Origin of the sequence: Klebsiella sp. CN_Kp100 (assembly GCF_040065315.1) — a bacterium.
Lineage (GTDB): Bacteria > Pseudomonadota > Gammaproteobacteria > Enterobacterales > Enterobacteriaceae > Klebsiella > Klebsiella oxytoca.
The window spans coordinates 26,326-45,930 of the sequence record NZ_JBEAIJ010000039.1 but is presented as its reverse complement, the minus strand read 5'-3'; the positions used below and the strand labels follow the sequence as shown (position 1 = coordinate 45,930).

General features: G+C 58.1%; 21 protein-coding genes. 10 read left to right on the top strand and 11 right to left on the bottom strand.

The window, feature by feature from the left end; genetic code table 11:
• Nucleotides 1–5 precede the first annotated feature (5 nt).
• The gene (gene mdtM, locus ABLV12_RS15565) at nt 6–1,250 is read left to right on the top strand and encodes a multidrug efflux MFS transporter MdtM (RefSeq protein WP_004108596.1); all 1,245 of its coding nucleotides are present in this window, start codon (nt 6–8) and stop codon (nt 1,248–1,250) included.
• Between the two features lie 9 nt (nt 1,251–1,259).
• On the opposite strand, the gene ABLV12_RS15560 is transcribed toward mdtM, so the two are convergent.
• On the bottom strand, nt 1,260–1,886 hold the full coding sequence (locus tag ABLV12_RS15560) for a ParB/RepB/Spo0J family partition protein (RefSeq protein ID WP_004108598.1): 627 nt from the start codon (nt 1,884–1,886) through the stop codon (nt 1,260–1,262).
• Nucleotides 1,886–3,097, bottom strand: a complete 1,212-nt coding sequence (locus ABLV12_RS15555; protein ID WP_348867143.1) for a DUF3440 domain-containing protein — start codon at nt 3,095–3,097, stop codon at nt 1,886–1,888. The genes ABLV12_RS15560 and ABLV12_RS15555 overlap by 1 nt, the downstream gene beginning before the upstream one ends.
• A 372-nt stretch (nt 3,098–3,469) precedes the next feature.
• On the opposite strand from ABLV12_RS15555, the gene ABLV12_RS15550 reads away from it, so the two are divergent.
• The 4 genes from ABLV12_RS15550 (at nt 3,470) to ABLV12_RS15535 (ending at nt 5,964) form a co-directional block, all read left to right on the top strand.
• Entirely contained in the window at nt 3,470–3,709 is a 240-nt protein-coding gene (locus ABLV12_RS15550; RefSeq protein WP_004108602.1) for a DUF2164 domain-containing protein, read from the top strand.
• Nucleotides 3,710–3,791: 82 nt separating this feature from the next.
• Nucleotides 3,792–4,943 carry a double-cubane-cluster-containing anaerobic reductase gene (locus ABLV12_RS15545; RefSeq protein ID WP_004108604.1) on the top strand — a complete coding sequence of 384 codons (1,152 nt, stop codon included), beginning with the start codon at nt 3,792–3,794 and terminating at the stop codon, nt 4,941–4,943.
• 8 nt (nt 4,944–4,951) lie between these two features.
• Nucleotides 4,952–5,719 carry a putative 2-hydroxyacyl-CoA dehydratase activator YjiL gene (gene yjiL, locus ABLV12_RS15540; RefSeq protein WP_064398549.1) on the top strand — a complete coding sequence of 256 codons (768 nt, stop codon included), beginning with the start codon at nt 4,952–4,954 and terminating at the stop codon, nt 5,717–5,719.
• A complete protein-coding gene (locus ABLV12_RS15535) occupies nt 5,716–5,964 on the top strand; it encodes a DUF3343 domain-containing protein (RefSeq protein WP_064398551.1) in 249 nt (82 codons plus the stop codon). Before yjiL ends, ABLV12_RS15535 begins: the two co-directional genes overlap by 4 nt.
• Nucleotides 5,965–6,074: 110 nt before the next feature.
• Here the strand turns inward: ABLV12_RS15535 and ABLV12_RS15530 are convergent, their stop codons facing one another.
• The 3 genes from ABLV12_RS15530 to ABLV12_RS15520 are packed head-to-tail and all read right to left on the bottom strand — an operon-like array spanning nt 6,075 to nt 8,342.
• A complete protein-coding gene (locus ABLV12_RS15530) occupies nt 6,075–7,178 on the bottom strand; it encodes a M20 peptidase aminoacylase family protein (protein WP_004108610.1) in 1,104 nt (367 codons plus the stop codon).
• A gap of 20 nt (nt 7,179–7,198) precedes the next feature.
• A complete protein-coding gene (locus ABLV12_RS15525) occupies nt 7,199–7,666 on the bottom strand; it encodes a YjiG family protein (RefSeq protein ID WP_004108612.1) in 468 nt (155 codons plus the stop codon).
• Nucleotides 7,659–8,342 carry a nucleoside recognition domain-containing protein gene (locus tag ABLV12_RS15520; RefSeq protein ID WP_004108614.1) on the bottom strand — a complete coding sequence of 228 codons (684 nt, stop codon included), beginning with the start codon at nt 8,340–8,342 and terminating at the stop codon, nt 7,659–7,661. Before ABLV12_RS15520 ends, ABLV12_RS15525 begins: the two co-directional genes overlap by 8 nt.
• 310 nt (nt 8,343–8,652) lie before the next feature.
• Between ABLV12_RS15520 and ABLV12_RS15515 the strand changes: the two genes are divergently transcribed.
• Nucleotides 8,653–9,567, top strand: coding sequence for a LysR substrate-binding domain-containing protein (locus tag ABLV12_RS15515; RefSeq protein WP_004108616.1), 915 nt, complete (start codon nt 8,653–8,655; stop codon nt 9,565–9,567).
• A 2-nt stretch (nt 9,568–9,569) separates the two neighbouring features.
• Here ABLV12_RS15515 and ABLV12_RS15510 read toward each other — a convergent pair whose 3' ends face one another.
• The 4 genes from ABLV12_RS15510 to ABLV12_RS15495 form a co-directional block, all read right to left on the bottom strand.
• On the bottom strand, nt 9,570–10,634 hold the full coding sequence (locus tag ABLV12_RS15510) for a DUF2955 domain-containing protein (protein ID WP_004098265.1): 1,065 nt from the start codon (nt 10,632–10,634) through the stop codon (nt 9,570–9,572).
• Complete coding sequence (locus ABLV12_RS15505) at nt 10,624–11,691, bottom strand: HlyD family secretion protein (RefSeq protein WP_004110295.1); 1,068 nt, start codon at nt 11,689–11,691, stop codon at nt 10,624–10,626. Before ABLV12_RS15505 ends, ABLV12_RS15510 begins: the two co-directional genes overlap by 11 nt.
• A gap of 6 nt (nt 11,692–11,697) precedes the next feature.
• Complete coding sequence (locus ABLV12_RS15500; RefSeq protein WP_004110293.1) at nt 11,698–12,162, bottom strand: MarR family transcriptional regulator; 465 nt, start codon at nt 12,160–12,162, stop codon at nt 11,698–11,700.
• Nucleotides 12,163–12,641: 479 nt separating this feature from the next.
• Entirely contained in the window at nt 12,642–12,806 is a 165-nt protein-coding gene (locus tag ABLV12_RS15495; RefSeq protein WP_004108628.1) for a DUF1127 domain-containing protein, read from the bottom strand.
• A 177-nt stretch (nt 12,807–12,983) separates the two neighbouring features.
• Between ABLV12_RS15495 and ABLV12_RS15490 the strand changes: the two genes are divergently transcribed.
• The 3 genes from ABLV12_RS15490 (at nt 12,984) to ABLV12_RS15480 (ending at nt 17,125) form a co-directional block, all read left to right on the top strand.
• Nucleotides 12,984–14,408 carry a PLP-dependent aminotransferase family protein gene (locus ABLV12_RS15490; RefSeq protein WP_053064572.1) on the top strand — a complete coding sequence of 475 codons (1,425 nt, stop codon included), beginning with the start codon at nt 12,984–12,986 and terminating at the stop codon, nt 14,406–14,408.
• Between the two features lie 465 nt (nt 14,409–14,873).
• The gene (locus ABLV12_RS15485; RefSeq protein ID WP_064398555.1) at nt 14,874–15,785 is read left to right on the top strand and encodes an acetamidase/formamidase family protein; all 912 of its coding nucleotides are present in this window, start codon (nt 14,874–14,876) and stop codon (nt 15,783–15,785) included.
• Complete coding sequence (locus ABLV12_RS15480; RefSeq protein ID WP_348867142.1) at nt 15,782–17,125, top strand: APC family permease; 1,344 nt, start codon at nt 15,782–15,784, stop codon at nt 17,123–17,125. Before ABLV12_RS15485 ends, ABLV12_RS15480 begins: the two co-directional genes overlap by 4 nt.
• 161 nt (nt 17,126–17,286) lie before the next feature.
• On the opposite strand, the gene ABLV12_RS15475 is transcribed toward ABLV12_RS15480, so the two are convergent.
• Both ABLV12_RS15475 and ABLV12_RS15470 read right to left on the bottom strand, forming a co-directional pair.
• A complete protein-coding gene (locus ABLV12_RS15475; protein WP_200145559.1) occupies nt 17,287–17,730 on the bottom strand; it encodes a FosA family fosfomycin resistance glutathione transferase in 444 nt (147 codons plus the stop codon).
• Nucleotides 17,724–18,632 carry a LysR family transcriptional regulator gene (locus tag ABLV12_RS15470; protein ID WP_224314013.1) on the bottom strand — a complete coding sequence of 303 codons (909 nt, stop codon included), beginning with the start codon at nt 18,630–18,632 and terminating at the stop codon, nt 17,724–17,726. The genes ABLV12_RS15475 and ABLV12_RS15470 overlap by 7 nt, the downstream gene beginning before the upstream one ends.
• A gap of 87 nt (nt 18,633–18,719) precedes the next feature.
• Here ABLV12_RS15470 and ABLV12_RS15465 point away from each other — a divergent pair, with 87 nt between their 5' ends.
• A complete protein-coding gene (locus ABLV12_RS15465) occupies nt 18,720–19,502 on the top strand; it encodes an NAD(P)H-dependent oxidoreductase (RefSeq protein ID WP_348867141.1) in 783 nt (260 codons plus the stop codon).
• The last annotated feature ends 103 nt before the right edge of the window (nt 19,503–19,605 follow it).

The following is a 19,605-nucleotide window of genomic DNA, read 5'->3' as shown; positions in this document are numbered from 1 at the left end:
CACCGATGTTGCAATGGATGACCCGTTTTTTCGCCCGCCATTCCGCCACGCTGTTCTTTCCGGCGGCGCTGATCCTGTATGACTTTGCCGCCTATCTGACCACCGACCTTATTCAACCGGGGATTATCCACGTTGTGCGCGATTTTGACGCCGACGTGGCGCTGGCTCCCGCCTCGGTCAGTCTGTATATGGCCGGTGGCATGGCGCTACAGTGGCTGCTCGGGCCGCTCTCCGATCGTATCGGCCGCCGTCCGGTGCTGCTCACCGGCGCGCTGATCTTTACCCTGGCCTGCGTAGCGACCCTGTTCACCACCTCAATGGAGCAGTTCCTCGCGGCGCGCTTTGTTCAGGGCACCAGCATCTGCTTTATCGCCACGGTCGGCTACGTCACCGTGCAGGAGGCATTTGGCCAGACAAAAGCCATTAAGCTGATGGCGATTATTACCTCGATCGTGCTGATCGCGCCGATCATTGGTCCGCTTTCCGGCGCCGCGTTGATGCATTTCGTGCACTGGAAGGTGCTGTTCGGGATCATTGCGGCGATGGGGTTTATTGCCTGGCTGGGTCTGCTGCTGAACATGCCGGAAACCGTCCGGCGCGGCGACGTTCCCTTCAGCGCCAGCGGCGTACTGCGCGATTTTCGCGATGTCTTCCGCAACCGCATTTTCCTGTTCGGCGCCGCCACGCTCTCGCTCAGCTATATACCGCTGATGAGCTGGGTTGCGGTCTCGCCGGTTATCCTGATTGACGACGGCGGACTGACCACCGCCGAGTTTGCCTGGACCCAGGTACCGGTCTTCAGCGCAGTGATTATTGCCAACCTGTCGGTAGCGCGCTGGGTCAAAGACCCTACCCGCCCGCGCTTTATCTGGCGCGCGGTGCCCATCCAGATGACCGGGCTGGCGATCCTGATCCTCGGCAACCTGCTGTGGCCGCACGTCTGGCTGTGGTCGGTGATCGGCACCTGCTTTTACGCTTTCGGCATTGGCCTGATCTTCCCGACGCTGTTCCGCTTTACCCTGTTTTCCAACGATCTGCCAAAGGGCACCGTTTCCGCGTCGCTGAATATCGTGATCCTCAGCGTCAGCGCACTTTCTATCGAAGCGGCGCGCTGGCTGTGGTTTAACGGCGGCAGGCTGCCGTTCCATCTGCTGGGGGTAACGGCAGGGATCGCGGCCGCGTGCTGTCTGGCGGGGCTGTTAAGCCGGATACGCCAGCGTCCCGAAGCCATGCTGGCACAGCAGGAGTAGCGAAAGGCGCTACTCCACGGTCCAGGCTTCGCTAAAGCTCTCGTCGGCGAACAGCTCCGTCAGGCCGCTGATCTGTTTCAGACGCAGCACCTCATCAGCATCCATACCGAGCTCTTCGCCGATGCGCCGATCGTCCCAGCCCTGACGATGTAAATCGCGGACGATATCGGACATCGCCGCGATCTGGTGTTTACCCCTGGCGCGATTATGGCGAATAGTGGCGGCGATACGCTCTTTCTGCCCCTCGCGCTCAGCATTGATAAGCGTCACCGGGAGATAACCATGCAGACGCCGGCTCAGCTCCGGGCGGCTCTTCCCAATCAGGTGGCGATGAAAACCATCCACCACCAGGTGCCGTCGCTGCTGGCGAGCCACCACTACCGGTTGGGTAAAACCATCCAGTTCGATAGATCGTTCCAGAAGCTTTTTTTCCACCGTCGCCATCACGTTAGGATTGTAGTCATTCGCCTCAACCGTTTTGGCTTCAACCCACAGCACGCAGTCCACCGGCTCGCGGCAGAACGGGCTGTGCTGGTGGATCAGGCTCTTCAGCTCGTTAATCGCTTTGATTTTCAGGTCAACATCGTCAAACGACTCGAGATATTCAATCACTGTCTTAGCCACATCCGGTGACATCAGAGCGTCCTCCACTCTTTACGTTTGTTACTCATCAGTCGACAGTAGCGCTCATAGTGCTTAGGCTGCGTCGGGCTGAACGACAGCATCCGGCACCAGAAATCGTTTTTCAGCAGCGTCTTACAGATGCGGCGCCATGAAGGGATATCGCGATAGCCGAGATCTTTTTCCTGCTCATCGGGGATATCGTCGGGAAACCCGCGGGTCTGGTACCAGTGCAGATAAATAGCGATTTTATTACGGTAATGCTCGGCGGTTTTTTCCGGCATGCTGTCGAGCAGAAAGAGCGCGTACTCGCGCCAGCTAAAATGCGCCGGTTTGCGGATTTTGGTCTTCAGCGCAAAGTAGTCGCCGCTGGCGTTGGCATAAATCGCACCGCTGTGCGCGCCGCATACGCGTCGGCACATCCGCTCCCAGGTCTCCGGCTCAAGAATGTGATACAGCCACAGCCCGCGCCGCTGCTCGGGGCCGAAGGGTTCGCAGACGCGCATATTTTTTAGCGGCACCCCGGCGCGATGCATCAGGTCATAAAGCGGGTTGTAGGGGAGTCGTGACTTATGATTAAAGATCCAAATGTCGCGGGTCCGCCAGTCATAAAGGGGATAGCAGGTATAGCTGAATCCCTCCGGCGAGGCGGTCGTCCACGGCTTATCGTCCTCAAAGCGCAGTTTGGTCTGCGAGGTAAGCGCCATGTAGCGATGCAGCGACTCGTCGGTGCGGATGCCGATAAGCGAAGCAAGACTTCTCCCCGCGGCCAGCCAGTGGGAAAAGGCCGGAATAAACGCTTCAAAGGTCATTTCCGGCTGATAAAAAGGAAAAAAACCGGCATCGGTGATGGCATCCTCGGGCGGCTGCCTGACCCATTCAACCCCGGCCCGCCAGGCGACCCATTCAGGCTCATGCTGCGATACGCCGCTCACCGTCGTCATCGGCAGCGCCACCCAATAGAAGCGGCTCACTACATCCTGATAGCGCTCTTTCATATTTTGCACGTGCTGGATGGTTAATAAATACTGCGCCTCCCAGTCCACGAACAGCACCGCAAATTTTTTCCCTTTTTTACGCGCAACGGCTGCCGCCAGATGAAATAATACCGTTGAATCTTTACCGCCGGAAAAAGATAAACAGACCTGCTCGAAGGTATCAAATACCCAATCCAGGCGCATCAGAGCAGCGTCAAAAACATTCATATCCAGTTTTACGCGTTTCATCCTTCACCCCTGATAAATGAATCGCCGTCAGAATGTACTTATAGAAAAAATCCGTAAGCCAGATAACCTGAAAACAGGTCTATAGATTATTCATCCAGATACCGCATGCTGAAAAAAGGCGAGCGCAACTAAATGTTATTCACACCATGAAAAACATGTTATCTCATTTAAATTCATGAAGTTATGAGAATCGCTCTTATTGTCTTCATTTTAACGAGAATACTGTGATCTCAGTCACAATTAGCTCCTGAGCGATTTAATCAACCTCCTTCGTTGTGGCCAAAAACATCACGCCATATCACAACTGACTCCCCGCGATCGGATATAATCAGCAGCCCTGTTTAACCGTAACAATATTGATTAAGGAACGCTATGAGCGATATAGATCTCAGCCCGCCGCAACGCGATCTGCTACGCGAAAAGCTGTATAAATACTGCCAGGAGAATTTTGAACTGGAACTGGAGCAATTTGACGCGGAATTTTTTGTCGACTTTATCGCGAAAGAGCTGGGTCCAATGTTTTATAACGCCGGGATTGATGCAGCCATCGCCACCCACCTTGCATGGAGCGATCGAATTCAGGAAGAGATGGATCTGAAAAAAGTCTATTAGCGGAAGATCAATAAATACCCATACAAAATGTGGCTATAATGCGACCTCTTTCATCATCTCCCGTGTACGGGGAAGGAAAACCATGTCGCTTATCACCGATCTACCCGCCATTTTTGACCACTTCTCTTCAGCCCGCCAGCAGGGTTTCCTCACGGTCATGGAGCTTAAAGAGCAAAATATTCCGCTGGTTGGCACCTACTGCACCTTTATGCCGCAGGAGATCCCGTTGGCCGCGGGCGCGGTGGTGGTGTCGCTGTGTTCCACCTCCGACGAGACGATTGAAGAGGCCGAAAAGGATCTGCCGCGCAACCTCTGCCCGCTGATAAAAAGCAGCTACGGTTTTGGCAAGACCGACAAATGCCCCTACTTCTACTTTTCCGACCTCGTGGTGGGCGAAACCACCTGCGATGGCAAAAAGAAAATGTATGAATACATGGCTGAATTCAAAGCCGTGCACGTGATGCAGCTGCCGAACAGCGCCAGCGATGATGCCTCGCGAGCGCTGTGGAAAGCGGAAATCCTGCGCCTGCAAAAGGCGGTGGAAGATCGCTTTGGTACGCCGATCACCGAAGCCGCCCTGCGCGACGCGATTATCCTCAAGAACCGCGAAAGGCGGGCGCTGGCGAACTTTTATCGCGTCGGCCAGCTCAATCCGCCCGCGCTCAGCGGTAGCGATATTTTAAAAGTGGTCTACGGTGCGACCTTTCGCTTCGATAAAGCGGCGCTAATCGATGAACTCAACGGCATGGCCGATCGGGTGCGTCTGCAGTGGCAAGAGGGGAAACGGCTGGAGGCGCGGCCGCGTATTCTGATCACCGGCTGCCCAATCGGCGGGGCGGCGGAAAAAGTGGTGAAGGCCATTGAAGACAACGGCGGCTGGGTGGTCGGTTTTGAAAACTGCACCGGCGCGAAAGCCACCGAGCGCTGCGTGGAGGAGACTGGCGACGTTTACGACGCCCTGACCGATAAGTATCTCGCTATCGGCTGCTCCTGCATCTCGCCGAACGACCAGCGCCTGGATCTGCTCAGCCAGATGGTGGACGAGTATCAGGCAGACGGCGTGGTGGATGTTATTTTGCAGGCCTGCCATACCTATGCGGTGGAATCGCTGGCGATAAAACGCCACGTGCGCCAGCAGCACAACATCCCCTACATCGCCATTGAGACCGACTATTCGACGGCGGATATCGGTCAGCTCAGCACCCGCGTGGCGGCCTTCATTGAGATGCTTTAGGAGCGCGCGTGACAGTTACCGTAGGGATTGATTCCGGATCGACCGCCACCAAAGGCATCCTGCTCGACGACGGCGTGATTCAGCGCCGCTTTCTCTGCCCGACGCCGTTTCGCCCCGCCGACGCCATCGTTGAGGCGTGGGAAACGCTCCGCGCTGGGCTAAGCGAGCCCCCCTTTTTAACCTTAACCGGCTACGGACGCCAGCTGGTGGATTTCGCCGATAAGCAGGTCACCGAGATCTCGTGCCACGGACTCGGCGCACGCCTGCTGGCCCCGCATACTCGCTCGGTCATCGATATCGGCGGCCAGGACAGTAAGGTTATCCAGCTTGACGAGGCGGGTAATCTGACTGATTTCCTGATGAATGATAAATGCGCGGCGGGCACCGGGCGCTTCCTGGAGGTGATTTCGCGTACGCTGGGGGCCAGCGTCGAGCAGCTCGACAGCATCACCGATGGTATTGAGCCCCATGCGATTACCAGCATGTGTACGGTATTTGCCGAATCGGAGGTCATTAGCCTGCGTTCGGCCGGGGTGCCGCCGGAGGCGATCCTCGCCGGGGTGATCAACGCCATGGCCCGACGCAGCGCCAATTTTATCGGCCGTCTGTCGGCGCAGGGCCCGCTGCTGTTTACCGGCGGCGTCAGCCACTGTGCGGCCTTCGCGCGGAGGCTGGAGGGGCACGTGGGTATGGAGGTACAGACGCATCCCGACGCACAGTTTGCCGGGGCGATCGGCGCGGCGCTGATCGGTTTACGTCAGAGGAGCCGCCGGTGACGGAATATCTGTTTTTATTTCACTCAACGGTGGGGGTGGTGCGAATGCGCAAAGCCCTGCAGGCGGCGGGCATGACCTTCCGGGTGAAGGACATTCCGCGCCAGCTGCGCGGCGGCTGCGGGCTTTGCATCTATCTGAGCTGTGAGCCGGGCGAAGAGCAGAGGTGGATTCTCCCCGGCCAGACGGAAGCTCTGTTTCGCGTGGCCGGGGATGATTATCAGCTGCTGGCTCAGTTTCCGCAGTAGGCGTAACCAGGGCGTGAATCATCGCCCGGCGGCGTACAGCGAGCGCAATCACCGCTTGTATGCCGGGTACTGCCCGGCGTGAAACGAGCGCAAGGTCGGGATTTATCCTCTCATCCCAGCAGCTGGCGAATGCAGGATTTAAACACCCGCACGCCATCCGCCAGAGCGGCGCGATCGAAGTGCATCTCCGGATGATGCAGCCCCGGCAGCAGGTCGCAGCCCAGCCCCCAGAACCCGCCCTTCACCTGTGGACGCAGGCGCAGGTAGTGGAAAAAGTCCTCGCTGCCCGGCGTACTCTTCGCTGCCGTTAAGCCGGCTTCGCCAAACGTTTCCCGAATCGCCTGGCTGACGATAGCCGTGGCCTGTTCATCGATAATCGCGGCAGGCATCTCCTTGACGATCTGGATATCGACGGTGGCGCCGTAAGCGGCCGCGCTGCTCTCTATCGCCCGTACCACCCGCTCTTTCAGCATCGCCATACCGTCATTTTCCGCGCTGCGCAAATCCCAGCACACGTGCGCTTTCGCCGGCACCGAGTTGGTTACCCCCGCATCGCACAGGAAGCGAGTCGCTTTTGCGCTCCAGGTCAGCGAAGGCGCCAGATGAATGCCGTTTACCGCCTGCACCGCGTGCGACGCGGCATCCAGCGCGTTAACGCCCAGATGAGGCCGGGCGGCATGCGCGGCTTTGCCGTGAAAGTCGGCCATCACCGTCGCCGAGGCGGAGTAGTACATCGCCGGCGCCGCCTTGCCCTTCGGACACTCCTCCAGCGGCCTGAGGTGGAAGCCGAACAGCATCTCCACGTCGTCCAGCACACCCGCTTCCGTCAGCGCGATCGCCCCTGTACCCAGCTCTTCGGCAGGCTGAAAGAGTATTTTCAGCTTCCCGCGTTTTACCAGCCCCTCGGCGAGGATCTCTTCCGCGGCGGTCAACACCACCGAAGAGTGCCCGTCATGGCCACAGGTATGGCGAGCCTCCAGGCGGCCATCAATCATATGGCCCAGCGCATCCATATCCGCCCGCAGCGCCACGACCGGCCCCGGCTTACCGCTATCCAGCAGCGCAACAATGCCGGTGGTACCGCCGACGTTGCGCTGCACCTGAAACCCCGCGGCTTCTAATGCATCGCCGATGTATGCCGACGTTTTGTACTCCTCAAAGCCCAGTTCAGGAATTTGGTGCAGATAATTGAAATGCTCTAAAGTTCGCGACACGTTTGACTCCTTGCCTTCTATTATGCAATCACGCGCATGACCAGCATGGCGATGACGGCATTGATAATGCTCACCGCCATCAGCAGCGGCCAATATTTTTTCGGGACATCCGCCACGCCGAGCAGGCGCCCCATGTACTGAAGCTGCGACCCCATAAGGAAAATCGCCGGGATCAGAATCGTGATATCCGCCACGTTGAGGGTGCCTTTGCTCAACAGGCTCACCGCCACGCCGGTTCCCGCCGAGGCGGAAAGCCAGGAGGTCAGCAGCACGGTAATCGCTTCGCCCGGCAGGCCGAACAGGCCCATCAGCGGCGCGCAGACGTGGCCGATTATCTGCATCACGCCGAGCAAATTCAGCATCTCGGCGATCACGTAAGCCATTAATACATTCGGCATCAGATTGTTGATGGCGATATTAAATCCTTTACGCGCGCCGATAACGAAAATATCGAACGGGTTACTGGAGACTTTTGCCGAATTATTCATTTTCAAAATCGCCTTTATAAGCAGTATTCAGTACCAGACGGGTGATTGCCGCGCCGACGAATTTCAGCACAAACATTAATAGCAGCGGAATAATGATAGGAATGGTTAACGAAGCGAAAAGCGCTGAACCAATCGAGAAATAGTTATTTATCAGACCGGCGCCGGAATATTGCCAGGCCCCCATAATGACCAGATCCTTACGATTTATTTTCTTGCTGTCATACAGCTCTTTGGTTAGCGCAGCACCAGCATCGGTACTCTGTAAATCGGTAATCAGCGCCAGTCCGGTATAACCCGGGATCCCAAGCAGCGGGCGCAGCAGTGGGGTCAGCAGTTTGTGCGCGGCGCGAATCGCGCCGTAATGGGTAAATATCTCCAGCAGCCCCAGCGCCAGCATCACCGTGGGCACCAGCGATAGCGCAAACAGAAAACCGGCCTTGGCGCTGATACCGCCGCTGCCGATAAAGGTGTTGGTTTCCGGCGTTTTCATGGTGCCGAACGCACCGCCGAGAGTGGTAAAGTCAAATGCCCCCAGCCAGGCCATCCCCTCCACTTTAAACAGCAGCCCGGAGAAAACTAATAATACGATGACCAGTGAAATCCAGGCCCCGGGCCCGACTTTCCACTCATTTGTCGTTTCGTCGGAGGAACATTCCAACGTTTTATTTTCACTCATACCCTGTCCTCACATAATGAAATGTTAGTGCGATTGTTTGCAATTTGAAATTATGTCAATTTATTGTTATTCAAATTTATTATTTCGGCTGATAAGCTTTTCCATATTCCCGCAGTCAGTACCATCACGATTTCTTATTCTTCGACTTCCTGAGCCTTGCAAACTTAATAGCAAGCCGGGAATAAGCGCTGAGATTTTTCCTCCCTGCCAGTTTTTGTCCGAATTACGATTATCTATAACTCGTCGGGATGATAAATACCTGTGAAAGGGTGTTATTGTTGACCACAGGTCAACAAAGGAGTGAGAAACGATGTTGCATGAGAGGCCTATGAGCTATCTGTATGAAGTCGGGATTCAGGGAGGCATTCGCCGGGCCGCCGATATGCTGGGCATCAACCCGTCAGTCATCAGCCGCCAGATAGCGCAGCTGGAACGGGCGCTGGAGCTGCCGCTGCTGGAACGCCAGGGACGAAACGTGGTGCTCACCGAAGCAGGGCGTCTGCTGGCGGAGGACTACTACGAAAGCCGCCAGCGCCGGGAAAAGCTGGAAAGTCACCTGAAGGATTTACGCCATATGCGCGGCGGGACAATTTCAGTGAGGATTGGCGGCGGGCTGGTCACGACCTTTATTGAATCAGTGATGAGCACCTTTTCTCAGTCCTGGCCTAACGTGTTCGTGGATATTATTGTCGGCAGCATGCAGGAGATGCTCAACGATATCGCCAGCGGCGAAGCGGATATGGCGGTCGCCTTCGGCCCCATCGGCAACCCTGAGCTTAAACGCCACAGCTTTCAGTGGGGCCCCATCTGCGCGGTGGTCTCTCCTGAGCATCCCATCGCTGCCCTGCCCGCCGTCACTATCGATGAGCTCACGCACTATCGCCTGATCGCGCTCACCGACAGCTTTGGCCTGCAGCGCCATATGAACGCCATGTTTAAAACTGCAGGACGGCAGTTTCACCCGGCCTATCGCTGCAACCTCTTTTCGACCGCCATGAGCCTGAGCCAGGCGGGATTAGGCGTCTCTTTTATGACCGCATACGCCGCCCGGGAGGCGATCGCCCACGGTATTCTGCGGGCGGTTCCTATCGACCATCCTATTGCCAGCAGCGCCCAGTGCCATCTGCTACGCAACTCCGATCGCCGCTTTTCCCCGGCGGCGCATCATATGTGGCGGCTGTTGCATAACGCTTTTCGCGATGCGCAGCGGGCGCTGGCGGCCTGAGCTTATTCGGTCACCACGAACCGGGTTGGCGCAAAGCAGTTCAGCAGCCGATGCATAAGAAAGACCATGGTCAGCGTAACGATCAGCGCCACGGTCACGGAGGTAATGCGGTACAGATCGCTGAACACCAGGTCCTGGTCCGGATGCAGGTTCTGGCCGAACATGATGCCGATAGTGGTGATGCTGGCGAAGCCAACGCCTGCCCCCACTTTCTCCATCACGTGCAGCCGGGCGCTAAACGCCAGCCCCAGCCCAATCAACGGCATCATCAGCACCATATGGTTGCTGAAGTCGTAGATAATCAGCTGCACCACCAGGATATAAAGGCAGGCCAGCACCACCCCCACCACGCGCCAGATCGAGCTGATCACCGCGCCGCGATAGTGCATCGGGAACAGAATTAAGATGCCCGCCATCAGCGCCGACAGCGAGTCGCTCAGATCGCAGACCTGAAAAATCACAAAGATCATCGTCGCCACGCTGCCGGAAAGCAGCGATTCGTGGCGGATACGCGCGGCATCTTTTTCAATGCGCGGCGGCGGCTTGCGCGGTTCAACGTCCGGGATGAAGTAGTTCAGCAGCGCGCTGAGCGCCACCGCCATCACGCAGGCCTCCATATTGGAGAACATCAGCGTGTGCCAGTTGCTGGTGGGATAGCTCATAAAGTTGAGCATCGTGCTTTGACACACCACGCCCATCGACCCCAGCAGAAACAGCGGCCCCTGGCTCATAAAGCGAAAGCGCATCACGTACAGGCCAAACACCACCAGCGTCATGATGACCGGCCACTGCGACAAATAGCCGACGATTAACACCATTTCGACGCAGTTCACCGCCGCACTGAACACAAACTGCCGCGCCACGTGGCGGTTAAACACCGGCACCAGCGACAGCAGCATCAGCGGATAAACCACGAAGAAGACGCCGTACTGCACGTCATAGAAAGTGGAAATGCTCAGCGCGATAGTGCCGGCCACGGCGATACGCAGGGTCTGGCGAAAATCGTTCGCCGTATAGACGATGTTGCCGTGCGGGGTGAAGACCCGCGCCAGGGTATTAATAGACATAGTGCAGGAAGCTCACCAGATGGATCTGCGCGCCGGCGAAGGTACGGGCGAACGGGCCATCGCTGTTATAGAGCTGTACCGTGGCGCGGGCGCCGGTGGGCAGCGGCTTATCCAGCGGCTCGTCCAGAGCGACGTGAATGCGCATGCGCTGCGCGTCGCGCACCCAGCGGGTGGATTGCTCCGGCTGCGATAGCTGGCCGTTAACTTCTTCTTGTCCAGCCAGAATACCGGCATCGCTGCTGGTGACGTGCGCCGGGAAGACTTTGCCCGGCAGCGCATCGAACACCACCGCGGCATCGGTATTCACGCCGGTGTGGCGCAGGCTCTTCTCGCGGAAATCGGCGACGATATCGGTCTGGTTGCTCACCAGCGCCAGCAGCGGCGTGGCCGCAGTGGCGTACAGACCTGGATTAAGCTGCAGGTTGCTCACCATCCCGTCAGTCTCCGCGCGGACCTTCGTCCAGCCGAGATTAAGCTGCGCTTCTTCCAGCGCATTGCGATACTTTTGCAGCGTCACGTTGCGCCCATCGTCGCGCTCGCCGCGCTGGATCAGCAGATTCTGGATACTGGCATTAAGCGCGCTCACCGACTGTTCGCTGGTCTGCCAGGTGGTGCGCACTTTATCCAGATCCGACTGGGAAACGTTCTGCATGGTGCTCAGGCGCTGATAGCGATCGAACGTGACCTTATCGTTACGCGCGGTGTACTGGGCGGTACGCAGGTTGGCGCGGGCAGAGGCGATCTGCGCGTCCAGCTGCTGGTTACTGAGTTTCGCCTGTTCAAGCGCGATCTGCGCCGCTTCCACTTTATTGATAAACGGCGTTGGATCCAGTTCATAGAGCAGATCGCCCTTCTTCACCTGGCTGTTGTTATGCACATAGACATGGGAGACATAGCCGGAGACGCGCGACGAGACCGGCGTGACCACGCGCATCACGGTGGAATCCGGCGTGAGCGGGATCCAGATATCGGCAACAATAAACCAGGCGAATATGACCAGGAAGGCGGCAATACTCACCCTTACCCAGCGGGCAAATTTCTGTTCAGGGGTCATCATAGTGTTTTAGATCTTGTTATCTTCTTCGCGGATAGTCCGCAGATTGCAGGCGATTTGATTTAACGTGGCGCTAAAGGCGGCGAGCTGCGCTTCAGGGAGGGTTTCGGTGACGCGCTGTTGATAGGCCTCAATCACGCGGTTCAGCTTCTCCAGAATAGCGCGGCCTTCCGCCGTCAGCGTCAGCAGGCGTATGCGTTTGTCATAAGGCGATGTTGAACGCAGCAGATAGCCCTGCTTTTCCAGCTGCGTGAGGGTGCGCATCAGTGGCGGCAGTTCTATGCCCTGCACCTCCGCCAGCTCGCTGACCGAGACGTTATCACCCAACTGGTGCAGCTGCATCAGCACCGTCCAGCTTGACTGGGTCAGGCCGGTGTCGGTAATGGCAGAATCAATAATCGCGCGCCACTGGCGCACCACCATCGCCATGCGCATGCCCATCGGGCGGCGGGCAAACAGGTCGTCTTCGGTCATTTTACTTTCCTCACTTAGCTGTGAAGAAAATAATACTTATCACGATAAGTATCAAGAAACGAAGAGTGGATAAGCATGAATTGATAAATTATGTGAATGTATCATCCCCGGTCGCGCTCACGCTTACCGGGGCCACAGCTCTGCGCGGTCTGGTAGCCCGGCAAGGCGCGTCAAGCGCCGCCTCCAGGAAAATCCACCGTCCGCACTCACGCTCCCGGGGCTACAGCTCTGCGCGGTCTGCTCGCCCGGACAGGCGCGTCAAGCGCCGCCTCCGGGGAAATCCACCGTCCGAACTCACGCTCCCGGGGCTACAGCTCCGCGCGTTCTGGTAGCCCGGACAGGCGCGTCAAGCGCCGCCTCCGGGGAAATCCCCGGCCGCGCTCACGCTTACCGGGGCTACAGCTCTGCGCGGTATGGTAGCCCGGACAGGCGCGTCAAGCGCCGCCTCCGGGAAAATGCCGGGTAACAAATCGCACTTTTTAATTGATCTGATCCCGGCGCAGCCCGACATCTTTTAGCTGTTCGTCGCTCATACGCTGCAATGTTCTGCGCGTTTGCTCACGAAGCCACCACTTTTTGAACGCACGCGCCAGAAATACGAAGCCGATAAACGGCTGTCTTGCCCGATTTTCGTGAAATTCCATCCTCTACCTCCTCACCTTGCCAGAGGCTTTATCTTCACGGATCCGCGGCCAAACAATACAGATTCACAAAATACTTTTCTTTAACATACAGATTCGCTAAAACGTACAGCAGACCTCACTTTTACCGCCAATCTGTACTGGTTTATTGATCTGTATGGCGACGATCAAGGATACAGCATGACCCGCTATCAACATCTGGCCAGCCTGCTGGCAGAACGCATCGAACAGGGGCTGTATCGCCCCGGCGAAAAGCTGCCGTCGGTGCGCAGCCTGAGCCAGGAGCACGGCGTCAGCATCAGCACCGTTCAGCAAGCCTACCAGACGCTGGAACAGCAGCAGCTGATCGTACCGCAGCCGCGTTCCGGCTATTTTGTAGCCCCGCGTAAAGCTCAGCCGCCGGTGCCGCCGATGTCGCGGCCGGTCCAGCGCCCGGTAGAGATCACTCAGTGGGATCAGGTGCTGACCATGCTCGACGCCCGCCACGATAAATCGATTATCCCCTTCGGCGGCGGCTCGCCGGACGTCACCCAGCCAAGCCTGAAGCCTATCTGGCGCGAGCTGAGCCGGGCCATTCAGCACAACCTTAGCGAAGTGCTGAACTACGACGAGCTGGCCGGGCGTCGCGAGCTGCGCGAACAGATCGCCCGCCTGATGCTCGACGGCGGATCGGTGGTCACCGCCAACGATCTGGTACTTACCAGCGGCTGCCACAGCGCGCTGTCGCTGGCGCTGCTGTCGGTGTGTCAGCCCGGCGATATCGTCGCCGTCGAATCCCCTTGCTACTACGGCACCATGCAGATGCTGCGCGGATTAGGGCTAAAAACCATCGAGATCCCCACCGATCCGGAAACCGGGATCAGCATCGAGGCGTTAGAGCTGGCGCTGGAGCAGTGGCCGATCAAAGGGGTGATCCTGGTCCCCAACTGCAATAATCCGCTGGGATTTATCATGCCGGATGCCCGCAAGCGGGCGGCGCTATGCCTCGCCCAGCGCCACGATATCGTTATCTTTGAGGATGATATCTACGGCGAACTGGCGACCGAATACCCGCGCCCACGCACGATCCATTCCTGGGATATCGACGGCCGGGTGATGCTTTGCAGTTCGTTTACCAAAACCATCGCTCCCGGCCTGCGCATCGGCTGGATTGCCCCCGGCCGTTATTACGATCGTCTGCTGCAGATGAAGTATGCCGCCAGCGGCACCAACGTTCCCTCCACCCAACTGGCGGCCTGTAATTTTATTCGCGAAGGCCACTATCACCGCCACGTGCGAAGAATGCGGCAGATCTACCAGCGCAATATGGAGATCTACACCTGCTGGCTGCGGGAGTTTTTCCCCAGCGGGATCTGCGTTACCCGCCCGAAAGGCGGCTTTATGCTGTGGGTCGAGCTGCCGGAGCAGGTGGACATGGTCTGCGTCGCGAAGCAGCTGTGCCGGCTGAAAATCCAGGTCGCGCCGGGATCGCTGTTTTCCGCATCCGGGAAATACCGCAACTGCTTAAGGATCAACTGCGCTCTGCCGCCGATAGATAAACATAAAGAGGTGATGGTGCAGCTGGGCATGGCGGTGAAGGTGGCGATGGAGTGGGCGCCGGAGTGAGGTTATAGGGTGGTCCCGGTGGCGCTGCGTATGACCGGGCTACAGGTTCACCGCCGCCTGCGGGCCTGTAGCCCGCTCGGGTGCGCCAGCACCGCCTCCGGTTTTCCCTCTTTGAGAGCCCAAATCCCTTGGTATTATCATCAATGCTCCCCCGGCATATTGCGCTAAATGACCAGCATGTAAATTTTCGCAGAGTAATCTGCTATATAAACGATTAATATCAGTAAATAATGAAAAAATGACAACCAGTAATACAACATTGAACAGCCAAACAATTTAATAACCAGCATATAAAAATATTAGAATAAAATATTTAACCGCATGATTCATCAGCAAATATATATCATTTATTTTTGGAAAACCTGACCTGATTGCCTTCCTGTAATAATCCCGATAAATTCACTCCTTCCCCCTGCGGGAAACTCTAAATATAAAAAACGCAACAATATAACCGGGATGAATGTCATGAAAATAACCAAAGACCAGGTGGTCTACGCCATGTCGCGCGATAACGCTCCTGTCGCTACCGTCAGCAGCGGAAGCGAAGTGCTGTTTGAAACCTGCGACTGCTTCTCCGACCAAATCACCTCCGCCGATGCCGTGTTCAATGAACTGGACTGGCAACGCATCAACCCGGCGACCGGGCCGGTGTACGTCGAGGGCGCCGAGCCGGGTGATGCGCTCAAGGTCACCATCAAGCGCATTACCCTGACGAGCAATCAGGCGGTGATGGTCACCGCGCCGCAGCTCGGAGTGATTGGCGATGAGCTTGATGCCCCGAAGGTCACTATCGTCCCGATTGAAAACGACCATGCCGTGCTGCCCGGCAACGTGCGCGTCCCGCTCAACCCGATGGTCGGCGTGATCGGCGTCGCGCCTGCCGGGGAAGCCATCTCCTGCGGCACGCCGGATAGCCACGGCGGCAATATGGACTGCAAAATGATTACCGCCGGCAGCACCCTGTGGCTGCCGGTCAACGTTCCCGGCGCGCTGTTCGGGCTGGGCGATTTACACGCCGCGATGGGCGATGGTGAAGTCTCGGTCTGCGGTCTGGAAATCCCCGGCGAAGTGCTGGTCGAACTGACGGTGGTTAAAAACCGCCGCCTGCCGCTGCCGATGCTCGAAAACAGCGAGACCCTGTTTACCCTCGCTTCGGCACAGACGCTTGATGATGCCGCCGCCCTGGCCACCCGTAATATGGCGCATTTTATCGCCGACAATACCTCCCTGACGCTGGCTGAAGCGATCAGTATTCTGAGCATCGCCGGCGACCTGCAAATCTGTCAGGTAGTCGACCCGCTGAAAACCTGCCGCTATGCGTTACCCAAATCGGTGGCGCAGCAGCTCTCCCTGAGCATCGAAGGGGAGCAGGCATGAGCGTTGAACAATTTGGCTATAAGCAGGAGCTGCATCGGGCGCTGACCTTCCGCGATCTGCTGGTCTACGGCATGATATTTATGGTACCCATCGCGCCGTTTGGCGTCTTTGGCTACGTCTGGGACGGCGCGCAGGGCATGGTGGCGCTGGCCTATCTCATCGGTATGATGGCGATGTTCTTTACCGCCATGAGCTACTGGTCGATGTCGCGCGCGTTCCCGGTCTCCGGATCGGTATACGCGTATGCCCAGCGCGGTATTCATCCGATTGTCGGCTTTTTTGCCGGCTGGCTGATCCTGCTGGACTATATTCTGGTGCCCTCGCTGCTCTACATCGTCAGCGCGGCGGCGCTGGCGCCTATGCTGCCTGGCGTGCCGGGCTGGCTGTGGATTGTCGGCTTTATTGCGATTAACAGCCTGATTAACCTGCGCGGCATTACCTTTACCGCGCGCGCCAATAACACGATTCTGATCGCGGAGATCGTGGTGCTATCGGTGTTCGTCGTTCTCGGGCTGATTGCGCTCTACTCCGGCGCCGGGGCGGGCCATCTGACCCTCGACCCGCTCTATAACGCCGATAAGTTCAGCCTGCCGCTGGTGATGGGCGCGGTCTCCATCGCCGTGCTCTCTTTCCTCGGCTTCGACGGGATCTCCACGCTGTCGGAGGAAACGAAAGGCGGCGTAGATACCGTGGGTAAGGCGTCGCTGGGCGCGCTGATGCTGGTCGGTTCGCTGTTTATCCTGCAGACGTGGATTGCCGCCGATCTGGCGCAGGGCATGACGTTTAGCAGCCTCGATACCGCCTTCTACGATACCGCGAATCTGGCGGGCGGCGGCTGGCTGAAGTATGTCACCATGTGGTCGACGGTGATCTCCTGGGGGATTGCCAACGCCCTGGTGGCGCAGGCCGCCGTGTCGCGCATTCTGTTTGCGATGGCGCGCGACAAGCAGCTGCCGCAGCTGCTGGCAAAAGTGCACCCGCGGCTGAAAACGCCTTACGTTAGCACCCTGTTTGTGGCGCTGATTTCGCTAGCTTCCGGCCTCTGGTTCTATGGTGATATTGATAACCTCAGCCGTCTGGTGAACTTCGGCGCGCTGATGGGCTTCCTGGTGCTGCATATTGCGGTCATCAACCACTATCTGATCCGCAATAAGTCACGCAATCTGTTGATGCACCTGCTGTTCCCGGTGATTGGCCTGTGCATTATCGGCTTTGTGATTTATGAGATGGACGTGCAGGCCAAGGTGCTTGGGCTGAGCTGGCTGGCGGTTGGCGTGGTCTATTACCTGCTGATGCGCCTGGTGCTCAAGCGCAATGTGGAACTGAAGCTGGAAGGCTAGCGCGATTTATCTCCCCGGCTCGCGCTGCGCTTAGCCGGGCTACGGGTTCCCGGCCGTCTGCGAGCCGGTAGCCCGGACAAGGCGCGTCAAGCGCCGCCTCCGGGGAAACAACGCGCAATGCAGCCTCCGCTTTTCCCCGGCTCGCGCTACGCTTAGCCGGGCTACGGGTTCCCGGCCGCCTGTTCGTCCTCGCCAAAAAACACCATACCTTTATAGGGCTTCGCCCGGCACGCCGCCAGGCGCTGGGCGAGGTTGCCAACATGCAGCTCCAGCTTGTGGCCGTCCGGGTCGAGAAAATAGTGCGACGCGCCTTCGCTTTTATTGGTTTTCCAAACCGGAACGCCAGCCGCATTCAGCCGTCCGGCAAAAAGCGCGAAATCCGCCTCCGCAATGCTGAAAGCATAGTGGGTGTAGTCGCTCTCCTCCGGCGGGGTAACGCGCCGCTGCGGGTCCAGCGACAGGCACAGCCAGAGGTCGCCGCAGGAAAAATACGCGCCGTTATCCCAGCGGGCGTGCAGCGTCATCCCCGGCAGCTGCTGATAAAACGCCACGCTCGGTACCAACTGGCTGACCGCCAGGGTCAGGTGATTTAATCCGCTTAACATGGTTTATCCTCTAATGACGTTACGATTTGCTGGCGCAGCCACCGGTGCGCCGGATCGCGGTGCCAGCGCTCGTGCCACAGCATCAGCATCTCAAACCCGGCGACCGCCAGCGGCGGTTCGACCACCGTCAGCCCCTCTGCTCCGCTCACCAGCCGCTCCGGCAGCACCGCCACCAGCTCGCTATTGCGCAGCGTCTCCAGCATAAACAGGAAATGTGGCACGGAAAGGACAACTCGCCGCGCCAGACCGAGATTCGCCAGCGCGCTATCGGTCGCGGCGCTGAATCCTCCGCCGTCCGGCGAGACAATCACCTGTTCCAGCTGGCAGAACTGCGCCAGAGTTAACGCCGACTGCAGCGCCGGGTGCCCGGCCCGCCCGGCAAGCACGTAGCGTTCGTGGAACAACAAACGCTGATGCAGCGCGGGCGGTGCACCATCGCGCGTGTGAAAAAACAGATCCACTTCGTCGCGATCCGCCTGCTGAACCAGCCGCGAAGGCTGCAGCTCAAACAGCGCCAGACGGCTGGCCGGAGAGGCGATGCGCAGCGCGTTGAGCGCCGGCAGCAAAATCGCCGACGCCATATAGTCGGTCGCCGCCACCCGCCAGGTCTGCGCCGCCGTGGCCGGGTCAAAAGGCTGAACCGGCGCCACCGCCAGCTCCAGCGCCAGCAGCGCATCGCGCAGCAGCCCGCGCAGTTCATCGGCGCGGGCGGTGGGCTGCATTCCGCGTGGCCCCGGCAGCAGCAGCGGGTCGGCGAAAATTTCCCGCAGTCTCGCCAGTTGGACGCTAACCGACGGCTGCGACAGGTTGAGGCGCTGCGCCGCCCGGGTGACGTTATTTTCGCTAAGCAGGACGTGAAGCGTGCGTAGCAGATTGAGATCCAGACGCTGGAGATTAACCATGACTATACCTGTCATTAAAGTAATTCATTTCTACTATAGCGCCGCCAACTCTACTCTGCAGCTCTCCCTTATGCTGAGATGATTTCAATGAAAATATTACTGGTTTACGCCCATCCTGAACCGCGTTCACTTAACGGCGCGCTGAAAGATTTTACCGTGCAGCATCTGCAAAACGCCGGTCACGACGTGCAGGTGTCCGATCTCTACGCCATGCGCTGGAAGGCGGGATTTGATGCCGACGACAGCAGCGCCCCGCCGGTGGGTGCAAGCTGGCGGGCGACGCGAGATTCGCAATATGCTTTCGCTCACGGCACGCAGAGCGCGGATATCGTGGGCGAACAGGAGAAGCTGCTGTGGGCCGATACGGTGATTTTCCAGTTCCCGCTGTGGTGGTTTTCACTGCCCGCCATCATGAAAGGCTGGATTGATCGGGTTTACGCTTACGGGTTTGCCTACGGCGTCGGCGAGCACAGCGATACGCACTGGGGCGATCGCTACGGCGAAGGCACGTTCGCGGGTAAACGGGCGATGCTGGTCGTTACCGCCGGCGGATGGGCGGAGCACTATGCTCCGCGTGGAATTAACGGGTCTATCGACGACATTCTGTTCCCCATTCAGCACGGGATGCTGTTCTATCCCGGATTTGAGGTGCTGCCGCCGGTGGTGTTCTACCGCACCGACAAACTCGATGAACAGCGCTTCGCCATCCTGCGCGAGGAGCTGGCCCGGCGGCTGGATACCCTCTCTGAAACGCCGCCCATTCCCTTCCGCCGTCAGAATCACGGCGACTATTTGATCCCCTCTCTGAACCTGCGTCCGGAGCTGGCGCCTGGAGAAAATGGCCTCGCTATCCACGTGAAGCCTGTGTGAATCTCGGTGGGTGATATTCGCGGCGCGGCGAATATCACCACAATTCATAAGGTGAACTGTGAGCCTCCACGCAATAACGGCATCGCGCCCCGCTACGCCCCTT